The following is a 21,633-nucleotide window of genomic DNA, read 5'->3' on the forward strand; positions in this document are numbered from 1 at the left end:
CGCAGCTGTTACTTTAGGCGCAACTGAGTCGCTCCGAGCGCTGACATGACGATCATTGGATCCCAGCCCTACATCACCGGCTACGGCAATATCGGTGTATCGGCCAACAAGACCACGCCGACGACCGCGGCCGACACCTCGGCCCAGGCCAAGGCCGCCAACACGGCCACCGGCGCCGTCAATGTCACCCTGTCGGCCGAGGCCCAGGCCGCCCTGAAGGCCCAGACCGACACGCGCACCAGCGACGCCGTGGTCAGCCAGGCCCGCGCCGCGCTCGACAGTCTGCTGAAGGCCGCCAAGACCCCGACCGCCTTGAAAGACGGTCAGGCGACCATCGACCTGGGCGATCTGGATCGGCGCGAACTCTATGCCATCGCCAGCGGACGGGGCGGCAAGTTCCCGATCGAGGAGCAGGTGGTCGCCACCCTGGAGTCGAAGTCGCGCAACGCCGACGCCCTGGCCGGCCCGGCCGCCTCGGCCCGGATCACCGGCGACTATGCCGGCCTCTACCAGGCCGCGCTTGACCGGCTGGACGCCGCCGGGCCCGAGGAAAAGGCCACGGGACAGTGGACCCAGGATCGGGCCGCCCTGGTCGAAGGCCGCAAGCAGGCCATCGCCAATCCCGGCGTCGCGCCCAGCGGCATCGAGGGCGATACGGTCGCCGCCTACCTCAAGGAGGTTGGCGGCGTGGTGGCCAGTCCGCGCACGCGAGACTTCGGCAAGGTGGCCACCGACGTGCGCTCGGTGCTGGACAGGCAGTACGCGACCGCGACCGGCGACGGCGCGGCGACCGGCCCCGACAGCGGCGACATCGACTTTTCCCGGTTCGACACCCGCTCCCTGGCGGCGGTTTCGCTCAACCGCGACGGCCAGTTCTCGTCCCATGAAGTGCGTCAGGCGCTCAACGAGATCCGCGTTCGCGACCACCAGTCGGTGATGACCAGCTACCAGGACAGCGCCGGCGGCGGCGCCTCTGACTTCGGAAAGTCGATGATCACCCGCTATGCCGGGATGACGTCTGAAGAGCGCGAGGCCTCGGGCTGGACCCCGGCGCTCTACGACAAGATGATCGCACTGCAGGACACCCGCGAGAAACTCGCCTCGATGTTCAGCGCCGATGGCGGTCTGGCCACGACGGGGGCGATGACGCTGCTGGACTATCTGGGCTAACCTTTCACGGTTCCGGAATGGCGGACACGGGCTCGCAGCCTCGCCGATTTTCACCGGCCAGTGTGGGGAGGCGGCGGAGCGTCCGGGCCAGGCCCGGAGGAGTGTTTAGTGGAGTACCGTTTCGGCCGTGGCCGGAGCGCTCCGCGCGGTCGTTATCCCTCTGGCCGGGGCGCGCGGGTCTCGTTCAACCCTTCACCCCCATCCGGGCTTGTCCCTCCTCGCGACGGACCCAGCCCTGAAGCTGCAAGCCACGCCGATTCCGGAGGACCCGGAACTCACCTTCGGACGGGCGGAGGCTTGGCCTTCCTCCGATGGACAGGTTTACGTCCCCTGTCCTCTTGAACCCGTACAACCGCCCCCATCGCGCGTTTCGGTCGCCAGCTTCGCGCCCTCCCCTGCGACGGGGCGAGAAGAAGAATACGACCGTTCTGGAGGGTGATGCGTCGATTTTGCATCGTGACGCTGGATCGCGGGCTTAGAGCGTTGAAATCGTTGGGGCGGAAGGGCGCCGACGCCCGCCCGGGGACGGGGATAGGCGACTTCCGCGCAGACCTTCGAGAGGGGCGGAGAGCGGCGGGAGGAACATGTCGGAAAGCAGACGTTGCGTACGGCGGTACGGGGTGGATTTCGGTTCCAGGATTTCGGCGCCTAAAGCGGACGTCTGGCCTCAGACTGCAAAGGGGTTTCCATCGACGTCAGCATTGGGCGGGACGAACAGTCGCGAGGCTCCGACCGGAATCGCGCCTGACGAAAGCATGGTCGACGGGCGTACCGCGCCGCCGCAGCCATCTTCGAGGCTGGATTGTTGGTAGAAGTCCGCCTTGGTACGGGCGATCTTTCTATTGACCCCTTGCGCCAGTGTAGACGTTTGCCCCGCGAAACAGGCTGAACCCCGTGACAACGCCTTCATCGCCGCGTTCGAAGCGGATCGACATATCCTGTGCCGTCATGAAGAACGCCGTCTGCGACTCGGCGAACATCTCCATAGGTTTGGCGCCGAACAGATCGCTCTGGAAGTGCAGGCGATCGCCTGCGGCTATGATGTGGACCGGTTGGTCTAGCAGCAGATAATCGCCAGCATACTGGCTGTTCAGTGCCGCATCGCTAGGTACCGCGACCTTCTCGATGGCCTGGAATTCGGGCCACCCGTATTCCTCGGCGATACTGCCGAGGATTTCGGCGATCAAAGCCGCCCCGTTGTCACTATTGGTCATCACAACCACGCCTTGGCCTGATTGCGTGTAGCCGTAGAGTTGAGAACGAAACCCTATTGTGCCGCCGCTGTGACCGAAACTTGTGCGGGTGCCGAGATCTTCAACGTAGAATCCGAGACCGTACTGGCCCAATCCGCGTGTCAGCATCAAAGACGCCAGGCTGTGGGAGAGGATGCTTCCTGAGGCGCCAGCCTCCGCCTGCTGTACGGCGATTACGATGCGCGCGAGATCACTCGGTGTACTCCACAAACCTGCAGCGGCGGATTCCGGATAGACGCGCCACTGACCTGGGACGGCACGACCATCGCTTTCGTAAGCCGTTGCCGCAGAGGCGCGTGAGGCAGGGGGCAACATGGGGGCAAACGTACTTTGGCTCATCCCAAGTCGATCGAGAACTTCGGTTTGCATGTATCGTTCGAAAGGAGACCCGCTGGCTTCTGTCATCATCAGCTGGACGATTTCGTATCCGCCCCCTGAATACCGCCAGGTGCTGCCGGGGGCGAGGTCGACCCGGACGGGTTCGGAGTTCGCCGGCGCGACACCGTCCAGTGTCTGCTCCAGTGTCGGCGCTGCCTCATCCTGCGCATACCCGTTGTAGCCATGCACCGTCATGCCGGCGCTGTCGTTGAGCAGCATGCGCAGGGTGACCGCCTTGGTCTGCGTGAACTCGTTTTCCGGAATTTTCCATGAGACGAGTTGGCTATTGGCGTCTTCATCGAGGATGAGTTTGCCCTGTTCAGCCAAGCGCAAGGCTCCAATGGCAGCAACCGACTTGCTGATCGAACCTGCCTGGAACAAGGTGTTGACCGTCGCCGGGCGGTCGCCTGCGGCGTCGGCCATGCCATAGGCCCGTGCCCACTCGACCTGGCCGTTGTTGATTACCGCGATGCTGACGGCGGGGACCTGATGGAAGGCCATGCGATCCTTCAGCGTCATCTTCTGACCTTGCGCACCCCTTATGACGACAGGCGTGGTGAGCCCTCGCTCGACACGGTTGATCCTTTCATGGATGGCAAGCCGTTCGGCCTCGCTGGAAGGGGGCGGTGAAGTTGATTGAGCCTCTGCGCTCACACTCCAAAGCATCAGCGTCGTGCAAGGCAGCAACAAGTGTTTGAGCATCGAAGTCTCACAAAGACAGCCGGGCAGAATCGGTCTGCGAAGTTGCATAAGCATCGCCCGACGACAAGATTGAGGTCTAGGTTCAACAGCGGACGTTCGGAAAGTCCGCAACGGGGTCGTGAGCGGTCTCAAGCCTGACGCCGAATTGCGGACATTCAAGATGAGCGCTGCAAGCCGGCGCCAGCCGTCTGAAGAGCCGGCCTTCTGAACGTCACCCCTAGAGCGTGATAGCCGAAAGTGTACGCGGTTTCGGCGACTATCACGCTCTAAATGTTTGATTTAGAGCCCTTTTAGACGCCTCACATGATTCCATGTGAGGCTAAAAGGCTCTAGTGAAAATCCCGGCTCCTTTGCAGCCGCCCCGAAACCTTATGCCGCACACGCGGCGCGGGCGCGGCGGGATCCTCCTTCAGCCGGCCCAGTTCCGCCGACAGGTCGGTGAAGCGTTCGGCCACCACATGGATCACCCCTTCGGCCGCCTGCACCTTGCCGTGCACCACCAGGAACGAGGCGGTCATCACCGTGGCGCGATCGGCCTCGAAACAGTCCTTCCAGACCACGGCGTTGGCGACGCCGGTCTCGTCCTCGAGGGTGACGAACACCACGCCCTTGGCGGTGCCGGGCCGCTGGCGGATCAGCACGATCCCGGCCACCGACACCCGCTGGCCGTCCTTGATCCCCGCCAGTTGCGCGGCCGTGACCACGCCCATGCTGTCCAACATCGACCGGTAGAAGGCGCAGGGGTGGGCCTTCAGCGACAGGCTGGTGGTGCGATAGTCCTCGGCCACCGCCTGCGGCAGGGCCATGGCCGGCAGGTCCACCGCCGCCTCGAACAGTGGCAGGCCCACCAGCAGCGGGGCCTGGACGGGGGCCTTGGCCTCGCCCTTGACGCCCTTGACCGCCCACAGGGCCTCGCGCCGGCTCAGGCCCGATGAGGCAAAGGCGTCGGCCTCGGCCAGCAGCTCCAGGGCCCGTTGCGGCACGCCGTACTGGGCGAAGTCGGCCGGCGTCCGCGCGCCCTCGTCGCGCGCCATGGCCAGCAGCCTGGCCTCGGCTTCGCGCACGCCCTTGACCTGACGCAGGCCCAGGCGAACAGCCTTCCAGCGGGGACGGGTCTCGGGATTGAACAGCTTGTTCCCAGAAACGCTGTCATCCCGGACGAGCGCGGAGCGCGAAGATCCGGGACCGCCGGAAGCGCGGCGCTCTGGATCGGTCCCGGATCTTCGCTTCGCTTCGTCCGGGATGACATTAGAGGTTCGTGCGACGCCCGAGGCCGCCTCCAGCGTACAGTCCCAGTCGCTGCTCATCACATCCGGCGGCCGCACCTCGACGCCGTGCTCGCGGGCGTCGCGCACCAGCTGGGCCGGCTGATAAAAGCCCATCGGCTGGGAATTGATCAGCACCGCGCAGAACACGTCGGGCCAGGCCCATTTCATCCAGGCCGAGACATAAACCAGCTTGGCGAAGCTGGCCGCGTGGCTTTCGGGAAAGCCGTAATGGCCAAAGCCCTCGATCTGCTTGAAGCAGCGCTCGGCGAAGTCGCGCTGATAGCCGCGCCCCGCCATGCCCTCGACGAACTTGTCGCGATATTCGGCCGGCGTGCCCAGGTTCTTGAAGGTGGCCATGGCCTTGCGCAGGCCGTCGGCCTCGTCGGGCGTGAACTTGGCGGCCTCGATGGCGAGACTCATGGCCTGTTCCTGGAACAGCGGCACACCAAAGGTCTTGCCCAGTATACCCCTCAGCTCGTCGGCCGGGCCGTGCTCGGGCGACGGCGCGGGCCAGTCCACCGGGTCCTGGCCGTTTCGGCGGCGCAGATAGGGATGGACCATGTCGCCCTGGATCGGGCCGGGCCGGACGATCGCCACCTCGATCACCAGGTCATAGAATTCCGCCGGCCGCAGGCGGGGCAGCATCGACATCTGGGCCCGACTCTCGACCTGGAACACCCCGACCGAGTCGGCCTTGGACAGCATGTCATAGACGCCCTTCACCTCGCGGGGGACATCGGCCAGGTCGGTGATCTGCTGCCCATGCTCGGCGCGCAGCATGCCAAAACCGCGCTGGATGGCGGTCAGCATGCCCAGGGCCAGGATGTCGACCTTCATCAGGCCCAGGCTGTCGATATCGTCCTTGTCCCACTCGATGAAGGTGCGGTCCTTCATCACCGCATTGCCGATCGGCACGGTCTCGTCCAGCCGCCGCTTGGTCAGCACGAAGCCGCCGACGTGCTGCGACAGGTGGCGGGGGAAGCCCAGCAGCTCGGTCGCCAGGGTCACGGCGCGCGCGATCTCCGGCGCCTTGGGATCCAGCCCCACCTTGCGGACGTGCTCTTCCGGCAAGTCCGAACCCCAGCTGCCCCACACCGTGCTGGCCAGCAGGGAGGTGACGTCCTCGGTCAGGCCCAGGGCCTTGCCCACATCGCGGATGGCGCTGCGCGGCCGGTAGTGGATCACCGTGCCGCAGATGGCGGCATAGTCGCGGCCATAGCGGCGATAGACATATTGCATCACCTCCTCGCGCCGCTCGTGCTCGAAATCGACGTCGATATCCGGCGGCTCGCCGCGATTTTCCGAGATGAAGCGGGTGAACAGCAGGCGGTGCTCGGTGGGGTCGATCGAGGTGACGCCCAGGCAGAAACAGACCGAGGAATTGGCCGCCGATCCGCGCCCCTGACACAGGATGCCCATGGCCCGGGCTTCCTTGACGATGTCGTGCACGGTCAGGAAATAGTTGGGATAATTCATCTTGCCGATCAGCCGCAGCTCCTCGGTCAGTTGCGCCACCACCTTGTCCGGAACCCCGCCCGGATAACGCCAGGCCGCGCCGGCGAAGGTCAGGTCGGTCAGGTGCTGCATGGCGGTCTTGCCCGGCGGCACGGGCTCGTCGGGATATTCCTCCTTCAGCTGGCCCAGGTCGAAACCGATGCGCGAGACGATCTCCATCGTCCGCTCGACGGCCCGAGGCCAGCGCTCGAACAGGCGGGCCATCTCTTCGGGCGTCTTCAAGTGCCGCTCGGCATTGGCCTCCAGCCGGAAGCCCGCCTCGTGGATCGTACAGTGCTCGCGCACGCAGGTCATGACGTCCTGCAGGGGCCGCCGTTCGGGGCCGTGATAGAGCACGTCATTGGTGGCCACCATCGGCGCGCCGGCCTCTCGGGCCAGGTCGTCCAGCCGCGCCAGGCGCTGCAGGTCGCGGGCGGCGTAGCCTCGGCTGGCCGCTAGCCAGACCCGGCCGCGCAACTCGCCCGCCATATGGGTCAGATCGGTCGTGAAGGCCTCGTCCAACTGGGCGGGCGGTACGATCAGGGCCAGCTGGCCCTCGGCGTGACCCAGGAAATCCTCCCAGTGCAGTTCGCACTCGCCTTTCGGGCTGCGGCGCTGGCCCACGGTCAGCAGACGGGTCAGGCGCGCGAAGGCCTCTCGGTCGGACGGGTAGCACAGCAGGCTGGGCGTCCCGTCAGCGAAGTCCAGCCGGCAACCGGTCAGGGCGCGCACCTTCAGGGCCTTGGCCGCCGTCCAGGCCCGCACCACCCCCGCCAGGGTGTTGCGATCGACAATCCCCACGGCGGTCAGCCCCAGCCCCTGCGCGGTGGGCATCAGCTCGCGAGCGTGCGAGGCGCCGCGCAGGAACGAGAAGTTGCTGGTGGTTTGCAGCTCGGCATAGGCGGGGGTCATGGGGCAGCCCTTGCCCCCTCCGGGCCTGACGGCCCTCCTCCCCCGGAGGGGGAAGATGAGATCATCCGCCCCCTCCGGGGGCGGACGACCGCGCAAGCGGTCCGGTGGGGGCAAGTGATCCCGCTAACCAAACAGGCCATGAATCCACCACTTCGGCGGGTCGCCGCCGCCGAACAGGCCCTGCCGAAAGATCCAGAACCGGCCGCCGGCCTCGTCCTCCACCCGGTAATAGTCGCGGATCTTGCCCGGGCCGGTCTCGTCGAAATCCCCGCGCCACCACTCCTGGCCGATCCGCTCGGGCCCCTCGGCGCGGCGCACGCGATGGGAGCGGCCACGCCAGGTGAACTGCACCGGCGGGTCATCGGGCAGCTTGGCCAGGGCGGTGATCGGCTCGATACGCTTGAACAGTCGCACCGGCCGGGGCCGCTCGGGATCCCAGATCTGGCCGGACGGCGGAGCCAGGGGCGCGACCCGGATCACCGAACGCTCCGGCACATGGCTCTGATGCGGATCGGCCCGCCAGACGCGGTCCTCGCCCAGACGGTTGATCAGCCGGTCGACCAGCGGGGCCAGGGTCTCGTCCAGCCCGGAGCCCGCTTCAGCATCCAGCCGGGCCTGGACGGCGGTCAGGGGTTCGACATCGCCGGCGAACACCGTGACCACCTCGATCCCGAAGCCGGGATCGATCACATCCAGCTTGGGGACCAGCAGCCGCGTCAGCCGCGCGGCGTCGCGCCCTGGTCGCGCAAGGCCCGCCCGCACCGGCAGGGCCTTGCCGTCCAGGCGGTGAAAGACCACCTCGAACCGCCGCGCGCCCTGGCCCTCGACCTCCAGCCGCTGGCAAATCAGGGCGGTGACGTCGCCGACCACCCGCGCGAGGTCGTCGGGCGCGCTGATCGGTTCGGCGAAGGCCAGGCGGTCGAACCACGGACTGGCGGGGCGGCGGAAGATCAGGGCCTCGCCCGCCGCGCCCAGGGCCTGGTCCAGCCGTTGGGTCAGGTGCAGGCCAAAGCGCTTGGCGAGCTGGGCGCGCGGCAGGCGCAGGATCTGACCGATCCGGAACAGGCCCAGACGCGGCAGCTGGGCGGTGGCCGTCTCGTCCAGCCGCAGGGCCTCCACCGGCAGCTCGGCCAGCAGCGCCCGCTGGCCGTTGGGCGGCGCGATCTGACCCGGCTCGCCGAACCGGGCCAGCGCCCAGGCCGCGCCGGGCGTGTCGGCGATCGCGGCGCGGGCCGGAACGCCCCAGCGGGCCAGCCGCGCCAGCAGGTCGTCCAGCATCGCCGCCTCGCCGCCCCACAGGTGGTCGGTCCCGGTGATGTCGAGCAGCAGGCCGTCCTCGCCGTCGATCGCCACGGCCGGCGAAAACCGCACGCACCAGTCACTAAGGGCCTCCAGGGCGACATGATCCGCCCGCGGATCATGGTCGGCGGTGACCAGGTCCGGACACAGGGCCATGGCGTCGGCCGCCTTCTGGCCGGGCCGCAGGCCCCGGGCCAAGGCGGCGTCGTCGACGGCGGCCAGGCGGCGGGTTCCGGCTTCGGAGACCAGCAGAGCGAAGGGGGACGGGGCGGACTTGCCCCCTCCGGATGCTGCGCATCCTCCTCCCCCGGAGGGGGAAGACGAGATCATCTTCCCCCTCCGGGGGAGGAGCGCGTCAGCGCGGAGGGGGCCAGTGGCGCCGCCCTCACCCCGCCCGTCTGAACTCGGATTCCGCCGCCACCACGTCGTGATCGGCCAGTTGGGACACCAGACGGAAAGGATGCGGGCCATGGTCGGCCTCCGAAGACTCCAAAATCCAGCCGCCGGAACGTCCGCCCCGGCAGCGCTCAAGTTCGACCCGCCAGCGCGGCGGACCCAGGCCGGGAACGTCCGGCGGCGGCTGGCTGGGCGCGCCGGCGATGCGCCAGCGGCTGAAGGACGACGAGCCCGACACCGTCCGCGCTTGGCCAACTGGTCCGCCATAGGGCCGCCGGTGCAGCAGCACGCCGAAACTGCCGCGCTTCTCGCAGGCCAGCTGCAGCCGGCGTCCGGCCTTCAGCTCCGGGGCCTGGGCCTCGCCGATGGCGGCGGCGACCCCGACCGTGGCCAGGGCGTCCTCCAGCACCGACAGAACCTCGGCCTCGTCGCGCGCGCGGACCTGGATCAGCCGCCCGGTCGGCATGTCCAGACCCGCCAGGCCCGGGGCATGCAGGTCGTCGCGCCGCATCACCCACACCACCGCTCCGGTGGTCAGCAGCGGCCGGATCAGCCGGCCGATGAAGGCGGCGGGGGCAGCGGCGGTCTCGTCCTCCAGCCCGGCCCCCATCACCTCGTGCCAGGCTCCCGACGGCAGGCCGCTGGCCGGGAAACAGCCGTCGATGCGGCGATCACCAAAGGCCAGGACCGGAGTCAGAGTCCGAGTCCCTGCTTCCAGAGCAGCGATCTGGCCCTTCAAAGCCGCGAGACGCGCCTGGCGCGATCCGGGCATCCTTCCAATCCTTTTGTTCCACTTTTGTTCTGATCTTGTGGTGTCCCAGAGTCAAGCCGGGGCCGACAAGGCGGCGCAGTCCTGCAACGGGGCGAGGTCCGGACGTCGTCTGGACCACAGGCGAGGACGCAGGGTCCGGCGCCGGCGCCAGGGGCGGATTGCGATGGGGACGAAGCCTTTGAGCCAGCATCCAAATCCGCCGCCCGTAGGGTGCGACGATGAACTTATGACAGACTGAAGGTGTCGGCGATTCGGCAAGCCTTGTATGAAGCCCGTGATCATCTTCCAGCCCAGCCTAGCCGGGGGCCTGTTCTTGGCCCCGAAGACCGCAAAAGCCTGCGCCGCCGATGCTCGCAAGCGGTGCAGCGGCCAGGTGTCGTTGGCCCTCTGCGACAAGATCCAGGTCGCTTAACCGCCCCATCGCCATTCCATCCGAGATCCGGCCAAAACCGAGGAAGACATGAAACCCGACGTTCTAGAAGGCTTGCGATTCCAAGGCTATTCGCCCCGCACCATGCTGGATGTCGGGGCCCATATCGGCACCTTCACCCAGGGCTTCCTCCAGACCTTCCCCGACTGCGTCCCGACGCTGATCGAGCCCAATCCGTTCTGCCAGGACGCACTGGCCCAACTGCCGTTTGAGCGCCTGGCCGTGGCCGCCTCGTCCGAGGCCGGTCAGGCCGAGATGTTCCTGACCAAGGAATGGCTGCAGTCCACCGGCAGCTCGCTGTACCGCGAGGACACCGCCTTCTTCCGCGACGAAGTCGTCATCAAGCAGGTGGTTGACAAGGTGCGGCTCGATGACGTCTTCGCCGGCCGCCGCTTCGATTTCGTCAAGATCGACACCCAGGGCTCCGAACTCGACGTGCTGATGGGTGGCCAGACTGTGCTGCGCCAGGCCGACTACATCCTGATCGAGATCTCGCTGGTTGACTACAATGTCGGGGCCGCCCAGGCCGAGCAGGTCTTCGCCCAACTGGCGGCCATGGGGTTCCGCACCGCCGAAGTCACCGACTTCCATCGCCTGAAGGGCGTCCACAACGGCGGCCTGCTGCAGATGGACTTCCTGTTTGAACGCGCCGTCCGCCGCCCGACCCAGAACTATCGCTACGGCCCGCTGCACGGTCATGACCCGCTGATGGCCTTTCTGCGCGACCAGAAAGCCAGGTGCCCCGACTTCAGCGTCATCGACGTCGGGGCCGCCGCAAATCCGTGGTCGGGCGACGTGCTCGACGCCACGTTCGACATGGGTGACTGCGCCGTCGCGCCATTGCACTTCCGCGGCAATTTCAACGACAGTCGCAGCTGGGACGAGGTGCTGCGCCACGTCGCCAAGCACGGCCGGTTCTCCTACGCCATCTGCTCGCACACCCTTGAAGACCTGGCCTATCCCGCCATGGCCCTGGAGATGCTGCCGCGCATCGCCGAGGCCGGCTATGTCTGCGTACCGTCACGCTATCTGGAATCCCTGCGCCCGGAAGGTCCGTATCGCGGCTTCATCCATCACCGCTGGGTTCTGGACAATGTCGGCCACGACCTTGTCCTGGCCCCGAAGATCCCGCTGGTCGAGTATCTGCAGATGACGGCCGAGCCGAACTGGCCCAGCCAGCCTGACCGCTTCGAGTTCCAGATGCACTGGCGCGGCGCCATCGCCTTCCAGCCGATGAACGGCGACTATCTGGGCCCGAACCGCGACGCGGTGATCGGCATGTACGGTCAGTTCTTCAACCGTCCGTGACACCTAAAGCATCGTGCGGAAAAGTGGACGCCGGTTTTCCACAAAAACGATGCGAAAACAAAAACCTAGAGCAAGGCGCGTGATCCGGTTGGCGGGCTTGCCCCCACCCGGATCGCGCGCCTGACCCATATCAGGCGTCCGAAGGCGCCCTTCGGGTCCAGGCTCGCAGAATGATCGGTCCCAGCATCGCGCACACCCCGCAGGCGTCGGCCAGCAGATCGCCCCATGAGGCGTCTCGCCCCACAAAACCCTGAAGGATCTCGATCGAGGCGCCGAAGGCCACCAGGACCAGGCCGATGCGCCAGAAGCGGCTGGCCGGCAGGGCGGTGATCGCCAGGGCCGTCAGCACATAGAAGACGATGAAATGCTTGGCCTTGTCCCAGGGGATCAGGCCGAGGCCGCCGTCATCGGGCAGAAGGGCCCGCCAAAGAGCGAAGGCGGCCGCCAACACGAAGGTCATGAAGGCGAGGCGATTGATCTTGCGACGATGGAACAACGCCATGACGGCCTCGCGGTGAAGACCCTTCTCTCTTACGGGAGAAGGGTTTCAAGTTTCGGACGCCCAACCCAGCCTTAGAAGGTCAGGGCGCGGGCTTCCTTGACGTGCGGCAGGGCCTGGATCTTGGCCAGCAGCTCAGCGGTCGGGGCTTGGTCAACGCCGACCAGGGCGATGGCGTCTTCGTCAGCCGACAGACGACCCAGGTTGAAGGTGGCGATATTGACGCCCGCCTCGCCCAGCAGCATGCCCAGCGCGCCGATGAAGCCCGGCTTGTCGAGGTTGTTGATGTACAGCATCGCCGGGGCGAAGGCGGCGTCCAGCTCCATGCCCTTGACCTCGACCATGCGCGGGGCGCCGGCGATCACGGTGCCGGCGAAGGCGCGCTTGCCCTTTTCGGTGGTGATGGTGATGCGCATCAGGCTGTCATAGGTGGGGCTGACTTCCTGGCGGCTTTCCGAGACGGTGATGCCGCGTTCCTTGGCCACGGCCGGGGCCGAAACCATGTTGATCTCGGCCAGCATCGGCTTGAGGATCCCGGCCAGGGCGGCCGAGGTCATCGGCTTGACGTTCAGCTTGGAGACCTCGCCCTCGAAGGCGATGTCGATGGCCTTGATGCCGAAATCGACCATCTGGCCGGCCAGGGCGCCGATCTTCTCGGCCAGGGCCACGAAAGGCTTCAGCTTGGGAGCTTCCTCGGCCGTGATCGACGGGCTGTTCAGCGCGTTGGTGACGGCGCCGGTCAGCAGATAGTCGCTCATCTGCTCAGCGACCTGCAGGGCGACATTTTCCTGCGCTTCGTTGGTGCTGGCGCCCAGGTGCGGGGTGGCGACAACGCGGTCCGACCCGAACAGCGGGTTTTCCTTGGCCGGCTCGGTGACGAACACGTCAAAGCCGGCGCCGCCGACATGGCCGCTATCGAGCAGGGCGCGCAGGGCGACTTCATCGACCAGGCCGCCGCGGGCGCAGTTGACGATCAGCACGCCCTTCTTGGTCTTGGCCAGGGCCTCGGCCGACAGGATATTGCGGGTCTTGTCGGTCAGCGGCGTGTGCAGGGTGATGACGTCGGCGCGGGCCAGCAGGTCGTCCAGCTCGACCTTCTCGACGCCCATCTCGATGGCGCGCTCGGGGCTGAGGAAGGGGTCGTAAGCGACGACCTTCATCTTCAGGCCCAGGGCGCGGTCGGCGACGATGCCGCCGATATTGCCGGCCCCGATCAGGCCCAGGGTCTTGGCGTACAGCTCCACGCCCATGAAGCGGTTCTTCTCCCATTTTCCCGCTTGGGTGCTGGCGTCCGCCGCCGGCAGTTGGCGGGCCAGGGCGAACATCATCGCGATGGCGTGCTCGGCCGTGGTGATCGAGTTGCCGAACGGGGTGTTCATCACCACCACCCCCTTGGCGGTGGCGGCGGGGATGTCGACATTGTCGACGCCGATGCCGGCCCGGGCGATGACCTGCAGCTTGTGGGCGGCGGCGATCACGTCCTTGTCGAGCTTGGCGCCCGAGCGGATGGCGATGCCGTCATAGTCGCCGATCACGGCGATCAGTTCGTCCTTGGACAGACCGACCTTGATGTCGAAGTCGACGCCGCGGTTCTTGAAGATGTCGACGGCGGCGGGGCTGAGCTTGTCAGCGATGAGGACGCGAGGAGCCATGGTGGGTTCTCTGACTTTTGGCCCTTCCCGACGGCGGATGGGGGAAGGGTTGGGATGGGGGTGCTTGCTGAGAGGGCGGGGTTCACCCCCACCCTGCCCTCCCCCATCAAGGGGGAGGGTAGGAGCAGTGAGTTAGGCGGCGACCAGCTCGGCCGAGACCGTGGCGAACGCCCAGTCCAGCCACGGGGTCAGGGCCTCGAGATCCGAAGCCTCGACCGTGGCGCCGCACCAGATGCGCAGGCCGGCCGGGGCGTCGCGATAGCCGCCGATGTCGAGGGCGGCGCCCTCCTTCTCGAGCAGGCCGGCCAGCTTCTTGGCGAAGTCGGCCTGGGCGTCGTCCGGCAGAGCGGCGATCTTGGGATCGACGACCTTCAGGCACACCGAGGTGTTGGAGCGGATGTCCGGCGTCGCGGCCAGGAAATCGACCCACGGAGTCTTGGCCACCCAGTCGGCCAGAACAGCAAGGTTCTGGTCGGCGCGGGCCTGCATGCCGTGCAGACCGCCGATGGACGAGGCCCACTTGAGGGCGTCCAGCGCGTCTTCCACGCACAGCATCGACGGCGTGTTGATGGTCGCGCCCTCGAAGATATCGAGGGAAACCTTGTTGCCGCCGTCCTTGTTGGCCTTGGTCATGCGGAACAGCTTGGGCATCGGCCAGGCTGGCGTGTAGCTTTCCAGACGGGCCACAGCGCGCGGCGACAGGATCAGGATCCCGTGCGCGCCTTCGCCGCCCAGGGCCTTCTGCCAGGAGAAGGTCACGACATCCAGCTTAGTCCAGTCCAGGTCCTGGGCGAAGGCGGCGCTGGTGGCGTCGCAGATGGTGATGCCTTCACGGTCGGCCGAGATGAAGTCGGCGTTCGGAACGCGAACGCCCGAGGTGGTGCCGTTCCAGGTGAAGACCAGATCCTTGGCCGGATCGACCTTGGACGTGTCAGACAACTGGCCATAGGGCGCGTCGAGCACTTCGACGTTCGGCAGCATGAGTTGCTTGGTCACGTCGGTGACCCAGTCCTTGCCGAACGATTCGAAGGCCATCAGTTGCACCGGACGAGCGCCCAGCATCGACCACATCGCCATTTCGACGGCGCCGGTGTCCGAACCGGGGACGATGCCGATCAGGAAGTCGGCGGGGACTTCCAGCACGTCGCGCGTCTGGTCAATGGCGGCCTTCAGGCGCGCCTTGCCCAGCTTGGAACGGTGCGAGCGTCCGAGCACGGCATTTCTGAGATTTTCGGGGGTCCAGCCAGGGCGCTTGGCGCAGGGGCCGGAAGAGAACTCGGGGCGAGCCGGGCGTTGCGCCGGCTTGGCGAGGGTATTCATAGCGATGTCTCCCATCCTTACAGATGGACAGCGCCCCGTTGGGGGGGCGTGGCCCGCCGGCGAGAAACCCCGTTTCAGATCGAAAGGCAAGGAGAGTTTTGTCGCGGGTGCGGGAATTTTCGACTGCGGCGGCAATTATTTTGCGGCGCGCGTCCGCTTGCGCCAAGCAAGGACTGCGCCCGTGAGGATGCAGGCCAGAACCCCGAGCGTGTCGATATTGTTGATCAGCCCATAGGTGAAATCGCGGGGCCTTTCTCCAATAAGATAATAGGCGTGCAGGCTCGACTGGATGGCCTGAAAAAGCATCGCTCCACCCAACCAGGGGCTGGCGTGGCGAAGAGCCAGGATCAGAAACGCCAGTCCCATCGCGCCCTCGCCCCCCAGCAGCAACAGGGCCTGCACGGCCGGCGATGCAAACCAGTGAACCGCAAGCGCAAAGGCGCTGCCGGTCAGGAGAATTAGAACGCCCAAACGTTCGGGCCATCCCCCCTTCACCCAAACGAAAGTGACGACCGCAAGGATCAGTATCCAGACCAGGATCGGGGCAATCGAAGTATACATGCAAAAGGCCTCTAATCGAAATTAGAGGCCTCAAGCGTTAAACTATTGCAATGTTTTCTACCCGACGTTGCGGAGGCTGCGGTCCTGAACGGCCGATCCACGCGTGTCCGCCGGCTTGTCTTCGACGCCGATCATCTTGGTGCGCACACCGATGCGAAGCTTCACGTCATTGAGTTCGTTGTGCATTTCGACCATGGCCGAACGGGCCTGGCCCAGGGCGGCAAGGGCTTCGACCAGCTTGGCGCTGGCGCGATCACCGACCACGGCCGACACGCCGATATCCTTGCGAGCCTTCAGCATATCCGCCATCAGCTCGGCGGCTTCGACCATCGCCGCGTCCACGGCGTTTTCCGTCGCGAACAGCTTGGTCGCGACACGTTGTGCAACAAAGACCTTTTCCATGCCCGTACTCCGTTAAGAAACTATTAACGAAGGTAAATCACATCTTAACGAACAGGCAACCGGAAACACGTCCTAACGTTGTTTTAAGAGCTCCAAACCTCGCTTTGGAAGCGAAGCGTTAGGAAAACCCCTGTTAAATGAAGGCTAATGTTCATCGGGACGGCCCATGCCTGAACCGCTCCGTAGCCCAGACGTCCCGACTCACGCGCCTCTTCAGGCGCGGATCGCGGGCGTGGCGCTGATTACGACGGTCATCGCCCTGATCGCCGCCTGCGTCTGCTTTATGCTGCAGCAATGGAGCGTCGCACGGCAGGAAGCCCGCGCCAATCACGAGGTCCTCACCCAGATGGTTGCGGCCGGCGCCGCCGCGCCCCTAGCCGCAGGTGACATGACCGGCGTCCGCAGCGCTCTGGCCGCCCTCGATCAAGCCCCGCACGTGGCGGGCGTCAGGATCACGGATCTTCAAGGCCGAGTGGTCGCCCAGGTCGGGTCCGCGCCCCAGGCCAATGGCGTCGGAAAGTCGACCCAGACCCTGTCTCGAAAGATCCTGCTGGATGGTCGTCAGGTGGGCGCCCTGGCCCTGGTCGCCCGCGAGCCCCGCCTGGAGCAGATCCTGGCTCGCGACCTGGCCCTGACCGGTACGCTGTTCTTCGGTTCGGCAGGCCTGGCGATCCTGCTGGCCAATGGTCTGGCGCGCCGCATGACGCGTCCGATGCAGCGCCTGACCGAAGCGATGCAGAGGGTGGCGGCCGACGGTCACTTTCAGCCCGTCGAGCAAACGAGCGAGGACGACGTCTTTCAGAGCCTGACCGAGAGCTTCAACCAACTGGTGTCTCGGCTGGAACATAATGATCACGATCTGCGCCGCGCCATGGCCGCCCTGGTTCGGGCCCGTGACGAAGCCAATGCCGCCAACGTTCTGAAGTCCCACTTCCTGGCCAATATGAGCCACGAGATCCGCACGCCGCTAAACGGCGTCCTGGCCATGGCCGAGGTCATGGCGATGGATGAGCTCGCCCCTCCCCAGCGCGAGCGTCTCTCGGTGATCCGCGAGTCGGGCGGCCTGCTGCTGGCCGTATTGAACGACGTGCTTGATCTGTCGAAGATCGAGGCCGGTCGACTGGAACTGACGGACAAGGATTTCGACCTGTCGGCGCTCGCGACATCCTTGCGCGACAGCTTCGCCGATCAGGCGCAAAGCCAAGGGCTGGCCTTCGAGGTGGCGGTTGCTCCAGAGGCGCAGGGCGCGTGGCGCGGCGACTCCGATCGCCTGCGACAGATCCTTGGAAATCTGGTCTCCAACGCCCTGAAATTCACCCCGCAAGGCGCTATCGCCGTAAGATTCGCGTCCGCGGAAGACGGTTCGGGTCTCCGGATCGACGTGACGGACACCGGTATCGGCATCTCGGCCGAGATCCAGGCCCGACTGTTCGACAAGTTTGTCCAGGCTGACAGCTCGACGACGCGGCGGTTCGGCGGTTCGGGCCTGGGTCTGGCCATCTGCCGTGAGTTGGCGGCCCTGATGGGCGGCGCCATTTCCGTGCAAAGCCGCGAGGGTCAGGGGTCGACCTTTACAGTCGTGCTGGCCATGCCACGGGGCAAGGAAGACGCTCACGCCGCAGCCCTTCCGGAAACCATCGCGCCAGTGACCACGGCGCGTTCCCGCCCCAAGGTCCTCGCCGCCGACGACAACCCGACCAATCAGAAGGTCATAGCCGCCATCCTGGCCCCGCTGGGGGCCGAGGTGGAACTGGTCGCCGACGGCGCGGCCTGCATCGAGGCGTGGAAGCGTGGCGGTCATGACATCATCCTGATGGACATCCACATGCCGGGCATGGATGGCGTCGAAGCCGCCAGGACGATCCGCGATCTCGAGCGCGCCGAGGGCCGCACCCGCATCCCGATCGTGGCGGTCACCGCCAGCGCCCTGGCCCATCAGGTCGAGGGCTATCTGGCCGCCGGCATGGACGGCCACGTCGCCAAGCCGATCGAGGTCACCAAGCTCTATGCGGCGATCGAAACGGCCATGACCGCCGCACGACTCGCCGCTGCGGCCTGAGCCGCCGCCTCTTCCGAACCTGAACGCCAGACAACGCGCGGCTCAGAACCGCTTCAGGCGGGAGATGGTTTCCTGAGCTCAACGTCGTCCAGCGGGACGACGGACCGTTCAAGAGGAACCGACCGATGAAAAAATTCCTGCTTTCGATCACGGCGGTGTCGGCCCTGGCCGCCGCGACCGTCGTCCCCGCCGTGGCGTCCGCCGCGTCGGTCAATCAGCGTCAGGCCATGCTGGAGCGCCGCATCGAACAGGGTCAGCGCAGCGGCGCCCTGACCCGCAACGAGGCCCACCGCCTCCGCAGCCAACTGCGCGAAACCGCACGTCTGGAAGCGCGCTATCGCCACGGCGGGCTGAGCGGCTGGGAACGGGCGGACCTGGATCGCCGCTTCGACCGGATCAGCGCCCAGATCCGCATCGAGCGCCATGACCGCGACTATGGCGCGGGCTACGGCCACGGCCCCCGCCGCTGGTAGTCGCTGAAGCTCAGGCCGGCTCCAGTCGGAGCCGGCCCTCGATCACCGTAAAGCCGCGGCCGCGCAACAGAACGCGCGCGCCGCGGTCTTCGCACTCCAGATCCCCGCCCCGGCCGGGATAGGCCTGGTGGAAACTTATGACCTCACGCCCGAGGCGCTCCGCGAACAGTGGCGTCAGGATGCAGTGGGCCGAGCCCGTGGCCGGATCCTCGGGGATGCCGAAACCCGGCGCGAAAAACCGGCTGACCACCTGATAGGGCCGGTCCGGATCGGCCAGGGCGACGACCACCACCTGGCCTGGCCCGCCGGTCGCCTCGCCCTCAATCGCCAGCAGCGCCGCCAGAGCCGGCTTGAGCCCGCGCACCGTCGCCTCGTCCTTCAGCACCGCCACCAGATAGGCCCCTGCCCACATCTCGACCGGCTCGACGCCCAGGGCTGCGGCGAGGCCCTCGGGAACCGAGGTCGCGCGCGGCGGATCGGCCGGGAAATCCATCTCCAGACGCTCGCCGTCGCGCCGCACGGTCAGAGGGCCCGACAGGGTGTCGAAGGTCAGCAGCGGAACCTCGACGCCCAACTCGAAAAACAACGCATGGGCCGCCGCCAGGGTGGCGTGGCCGCACAGCGGCGCTTCCAAGGTCGGGGTGAACCAGCGCAGGCCAAAGCGCGCCGGGTCAGCGGTCCTTAGCAGAAAGGCGGTCTCGGCCTGGTTGTTCTCGGCCGCCAGGGCCTGCATCCAGGAGGCCGAGGGCCAAGCGTCAACAGGCTCGACCACGCAGGCGGGATTGCCCCTGAACGGGCCGGAAGCGAAGGCGTCGATGGTCCACTGGCGCATGGCGCGGGTCTCTGAAACGAATGACGCCGACCGTGATATTTCCGATTGATCCACAGATCAAAACTTACATTGTCATGGTGACAATTACCCTTGGTCGCCCTCCACCGTGATCTCCGGCCACCTCGCCTTGGCCGAGGCCGTGGTGCGCGCCCAGCCGCCCGCCCCCTTCACCCGCAAGGGGTTGGGACGCAGATGCAAGGCGAACAGATCCTCGAGTCCGAACGGCGCGAACACGCTGAGGTGGTCATCGGCCTCCATCCGCACGCCGACGCAGAAGGCTGTGGCGACGAAACGCTTCAGCGCCGCGGCGCTGGTCTCCAGCGGCGGATAGGGCTCGTCGGCCCCGAACTTGTCGGCAAACCACAGATGCACGCGGGCCTGGTTGCGCACCTCGACCAGATCGCGCAGCGGCGGCTGGAAGGCGGCGGCCACCCGCTGGATGACGACATCCTCGGCCTCGTAGGAGGTGTCGGACGCATCGTGATAGGCGACGTCGTAGTCCTTGATCCCGTAGTCCGGCGCCCGGCCGGTCAGGTGATTCCAGACCGGCTGATAGATCGCGCCGGAAAACACCATGCCATCGGGCAGGTCCAGATCGCGCACCTTGCGCAGCACCTCCATCGTCGTCGGCACGCCGTGTACGATGTCGATCAGGCGGGCTTCGAGCGCGCCCGTCATGAACGCAGGGTCCAGCCGTGGTCCAGCGGGCCGTGGCCGGCGCCAAAGCCCGGCGCGCGCAGCATCGCCTCATGGACATAGTTCCAGGCCCGGGCCACCGCCTGCTCCAGCGGCAGGCCCCGGGCCAGGCCCGTGGCGCAGGCGCTGGCCAGGGTGCAGCCGGTGCCGTGGGTATGGCGGGTGTCGATCCGCTCGCCCTCGAAGGTCGTCTCGCCGGCCGGCGTCATCAGCACGTCGACGACGCGCTCGCCGCCCACATGACCGCCCTTCATCAACACGGCCCCGGCGCCCAGGGCCAGCAGGGCCTCGCCGGCGCGGCGCAGGTCATCGGTGGTCTCCACCGTCAACCCCGTCAGGGCGGCGGCCTCGGGCGCGTTTGGGGTCAGCAGTGTCGCGCGCGGGATCATCAGGCTTTTCATCGCCCCGATCGCGGCGTCGGCCAGCAGACTGGCCCCGCCCTTGGCGACCATCACCGGATCGACCACCACGGGAACGCCGCCGTCCCGCGTCTTGGCCGCGTAGTCCAGAATCACGGCGACGGTCTCGACCACGCCGACATCGCCCAGCATGCCGGTCTTGATGGCGTCGGCGCCGATATCGTCGAGCACGGCGCGGGCCTGGGCGGCGATGATCTCCAGCGGGATCGGATGTACGCCGGTGACACCCAGGGTGTTCTGCACGGTCACCGCCGTAATGGCGGTGGCCGCATAGCCGCCCAGGGCGGTGATGGTCTTGATATCGGCCTGGATCCCCGCGCCGCCGCCGCTGTCCGATCCGGCGATGACCAGCACGCGGCCGTGAAAGGCGATGGGGGTCATGGCCATGCTCCTAGCCGGTGACCTTGCGGCGGACGCGCGAGATGAAGTCGCGCAACGGCGAACGGCGCTGGATGATCGCCGCGGCCTGCCAGAACCGCGAAGGATCATCGATGAAGGTCACGAGATCGCCGCCCCGCGCCGCCGCCGCCCGGGCCAGGAAGGCGGGGGTGACGGTGGTGTCGCCATAGACATCGACGTCGCGATAGGCCCCGCCGCCCGAGGGCAGATAGGCCACGCCGTCGCGGGCCAGATCCTCGCGCAGGCCGGGGATGCGCCCCTTGTGCGCCGCCAGGGCGGCCAGCCAGGCATTGTCCGAATTGGGGTCAGCGCTTTCCAGGAAATCGAGAAAGCGCGGCGGCTCGACCGTGAACACCAGCAGGCCGCCAGGCTTCAGCACCCGCATCAGCTCTGACAGCCAGGCCTTGAACAGGTGGGGCGGCAAATGGGTGAACACCGAATAGGCGGTGATCAGACGAAACTGGCCGTCGGCGAACGGCAGGGGCTGGCCGTTGGCGATGGTCTCGAACTGACCGGGCAGGTTCGCGCCGCGACAGAAGGCGACCATGTCGGGATCGATATCCACGCCGGCCATCTGGTCGGCCGGGAAATCACGCAGGAAGAACCGGCCGATCCGGCCCCAACCGGCGCCGAAGTCGAGATAGCCGCCGCCGGCGCTGTGGGCGTAGCGTCGACGCGCCATGCCCTCCTGGGCGAATTGATAGAAGCCGGCGGCCTCGTTCAGCGCGTCCTCATAGGCCGAGCCGACGAACTGGCGCTGGATGTCGGCGGATGGAAAGTCAGGAAACCGCAGCCCCTCCTGCTCGGGCTGGGTCACTGACCGTGTCAGGCGTGCAAACCAGGCCTCTGGCGCGTCAGCCTTGATGTCGTCATGCGCCAGGAGTCGCGAGGGGGGGGTCATGCTTATCGGTCTCCGTGGCGATCAGGGCGCTCAAACCG

At 66.7% G+C, this 21,633-nt stretch carries 17 protein-coding genes; 4 read left to right on the forward strand and 13 right to left on the reverse strand.

The window, feature by feature from the left end; translation table 11 throughout:
- The first annotated feature begins 45 nt into the window (after positions 1-45).
- Positions 46-1,170 (forward strand): hypothetical protein, encoded by a 1,125-nt coding sequence (locus tag ACW18B_RS00455; RefSeq protein WP_492048894.1) that lies wholly within the window; start codon positions 46-48, stop codon positions 1,168-1,170.
- Between the two features lie 839 nt (positions 1,171-2,009).
- On the opposite strand, the gene ACW18B_RS00460 is transcribed toward ACW18B_RS00455, so the two are convergent.
- The 4 genes from ACW18B_RS00460 to ACW18B_RS00475 all read right to left on the reverse strand — a co-directional run bounded on the left by ACW18B_RS00460 (position 2,010) and on the right by ACW18B_RS00475 (position 9,644).
- Complete coding sequence (locus ACW18B_RS00460; RefSeq protein ID WP_492048895.1) at positions 2,010-3,503, reverse strand: serine hydrolase domain-containing protein; 1,494 nt, start codon at positions 3,501-3,503, stop codon at positions 2,010-2,012.
- 329 nt (positions 3,504-3,832) lie between these two features.
- Positions 3,833-7,177, reverse strand: a complete 3,345-nt coding sequence (locus ACW18B_RS00465; protein WP_492048896.1) for an error-prone DNA polymerase — start codon at positions 7,175-7,177, stop codon at positions 3,833-3,835.
- Positions 7,178-7,300: 123 nt separating this feature from the next.
- On the reverse strand, positions 7,301-8,806 hold the full coding sequence (locus tag ACW18B_RS00470; RefSeq protein ID WP_492048897.1) for a DUF6504 family protein: 1,506 nt from the start codon (positions 8,804-8,806) through the stop codon (positions 7,301-7,303).
- 55 nt (positions 8,807-8,861) lie between these two features.
- Positions 8,862-9,644 (reverse strand): ImuA family protein, encoded by a 783-nt coding sequence (locus tag ACW18B_RS00475; protein WP_492048898.1) that lies wholly within the window; start codon positions 9,642-9,644, stop codon positions 8,862-8,864.
- A 460-nt stretch (positions 9,645-10,104) separates the two neighbouring features.
- On the opposite strand from ACW18B_RS00475, the gene ACW18B_RS00480 reads away from it, so the two are divergent.
- Positions 10,105-11,382, forward strand: coding sequence for an FkbM family methyltransferase (locus tag ACW18B_RS00480; protein ID WP_492048899.1), 1,278 nt, complete (start codon positions 10,105-10,107; stop codon positions 11,380-11,382).
- Positions 11,383-11,512: 130 nt separating this feature from the next.
- Here ACW18B_RS00480 and ACW18B_RS00485 read toward each other — a convergent pair whose 3' ends face one another.
- From ACW18B_RS00485 to ACW18B_RS00505, 5 genes are all read right to left on the reverse strand, one after another.
- Positions 11,513-11,884, reverse strand: a complete 372-nt coding sequence (locus tag ACW18B_RS00485) for a VanZ family protein (protein ID WP_492048900.1) — start codon at positions 11,882-11,884, stop codon at positions 11,513-11,515.
- A gap of 71 nt (positions 11,885-11,955) precedes the next feature.
- Positions 11,956-13,533 carry a phosphoglycerate dehydrogenase gene (gene serA / locus ACW18B_RS00490; protein ID WP_492048901.1) on the reverse strand — a complete coding sequence of 526 codons (1,578 nt, stop codon included), beginning with the start codon at positions 13,531-13,533 and terminating at the stop codon, positions 11,956-11,958.
- Between the two features lie 132 nt (positions 13,534-13,665).
- The gene (locus ACW18B_RS00495; protein WP_492048902.1) at positions 13,666-14,853 is read right to left on the reverse strand and encodes a phosphoserine transaminase; all 1,188 of its coding nucleotides are present in this window, start codon (positions 14,851-14,853) and stop codon (positions 13,666-13,668) included.
- 135 nt (positions 14,854-14,988) lie between these two features.
- Positions 14,989-15,414: a hypothetical protein gene (locus ACW18B_RS00500; protein WP_492048903.1), complete on the reverse strand. Its 426-nt coding sequence runs from the start codon at positions 15,412-15,414 to the stop codon at positions 14,989-14,991.
- 57 nt (positions 15,415-15,471) lie between these two features.
- A complete protein-coding gene (locus ACW18B_RS00505; protein WP_492048904.1) occupies positions 15,472-15,816 on the reverse strand; it encodes a hypothetical protein in 345 nt (114 codons plus the stop codon).
- Positions 15,817-15,982: 166 nt separating this feature from the next.
- On the opposite strand from ACW18B_RS00505, the gene ACW18B_RS00510 reads away from it, so the two are divergent.
- Positions 15,983-17,875: an ATP-binding protein gene (locus tag ACW18B_RS00510; protein WP_492048905.1), complete on the forward strand. Its 1,893-nt coding sequence runs from the start codon at positions 15,983-15,985 to the stop codon at positions 17,873-17,875.
- 125 nt (positions 17,876-18,000) lie between these two features.
- On the forward strand, positions 18,001-18,348 hold the full coding sequence (locus tag ACW18B_RS00515) for a hypothetical protein (RefSeq protein WP_492048906.1): 348 nt from the start codon (positions 18,001-18,003) through the stop codon (positions 18,346-18,348).
- A 10-nt stretch (positions 18,349-18,358) separates the two neighbouring features.
- Here ACW18B_RS00515 and ACW18B_RS00520 read toward each other — a convergent pair whose 3' ends face one another.
- The 4 genes from ACW18B_RS00520 to ACW18B_RS00535 all read right to left on the reverse strand — a co-directional run bounded on the left by ACW18B_RS00520 (position 18,359) and on the right by ACW18B_RS00535 (position 21,595).
- Positions 18,359-19,180, reverse strand: a complete 822-nt coding sequence (locus ACW18B_RS00520) for a PhzF family phenazine biosynthesis protein (protein ID WP_492048907.1) — start codon at positions 19,178-19,180, stop codon at positions 18,359-18,361.
- Between the two features lie 84 nt (positions 19,181-19,264).
- Positions 19,265-19,858 carry a nucleotidyltransferase family protein gene (locus ACW18B_RS00525; protein WP_492048908.1) on the reverse strand — a complete coding sequence of 198 codons (594 nt, stop codon included), beginning with the start codon at positions 19,856-19,858 and terminating at the stop codon, positions 19,265-19,267.
- Positions 19,855-20,676 carry a bifunctional hydroxymethylpyrimidine kinase/phosphomethylpyrimidine kinase gene (gene thiD / locus ACW18B_RS00530; protein WP_492048909.1) on the reverse strand — a complete coding sequence of 274 codons (822 nt, stop codon included), beginning with the start codon at positions 20,674-20,676 and terminating at the stop codon, positions 19,855-19,857. The genes ACW18B_RS00525 and thiD overlap by 4 nt, the downstream gene beginning before the upstream one ends.
- A 10-nt stretch (positions 20,677-20,686) precedes the next feature.
- Positions 20,687-21,595, reverse strand: coding sequence for a class I SAM-dependent methyltransferase (locus ACW18B_RS00535; RefSeq protein ID WP_492048910.1), 909 nt, complete (start codon positions 21,593-21,595; stop codon positions 20,687-20,689).
- Between the last annotated feature and the right edge of the window lie 38 nt (positions 21,596-21,633).

The sequence above is a fragment of the Caulobacter sp. FV2ps19 genome, from assembly GCF_058681035.1.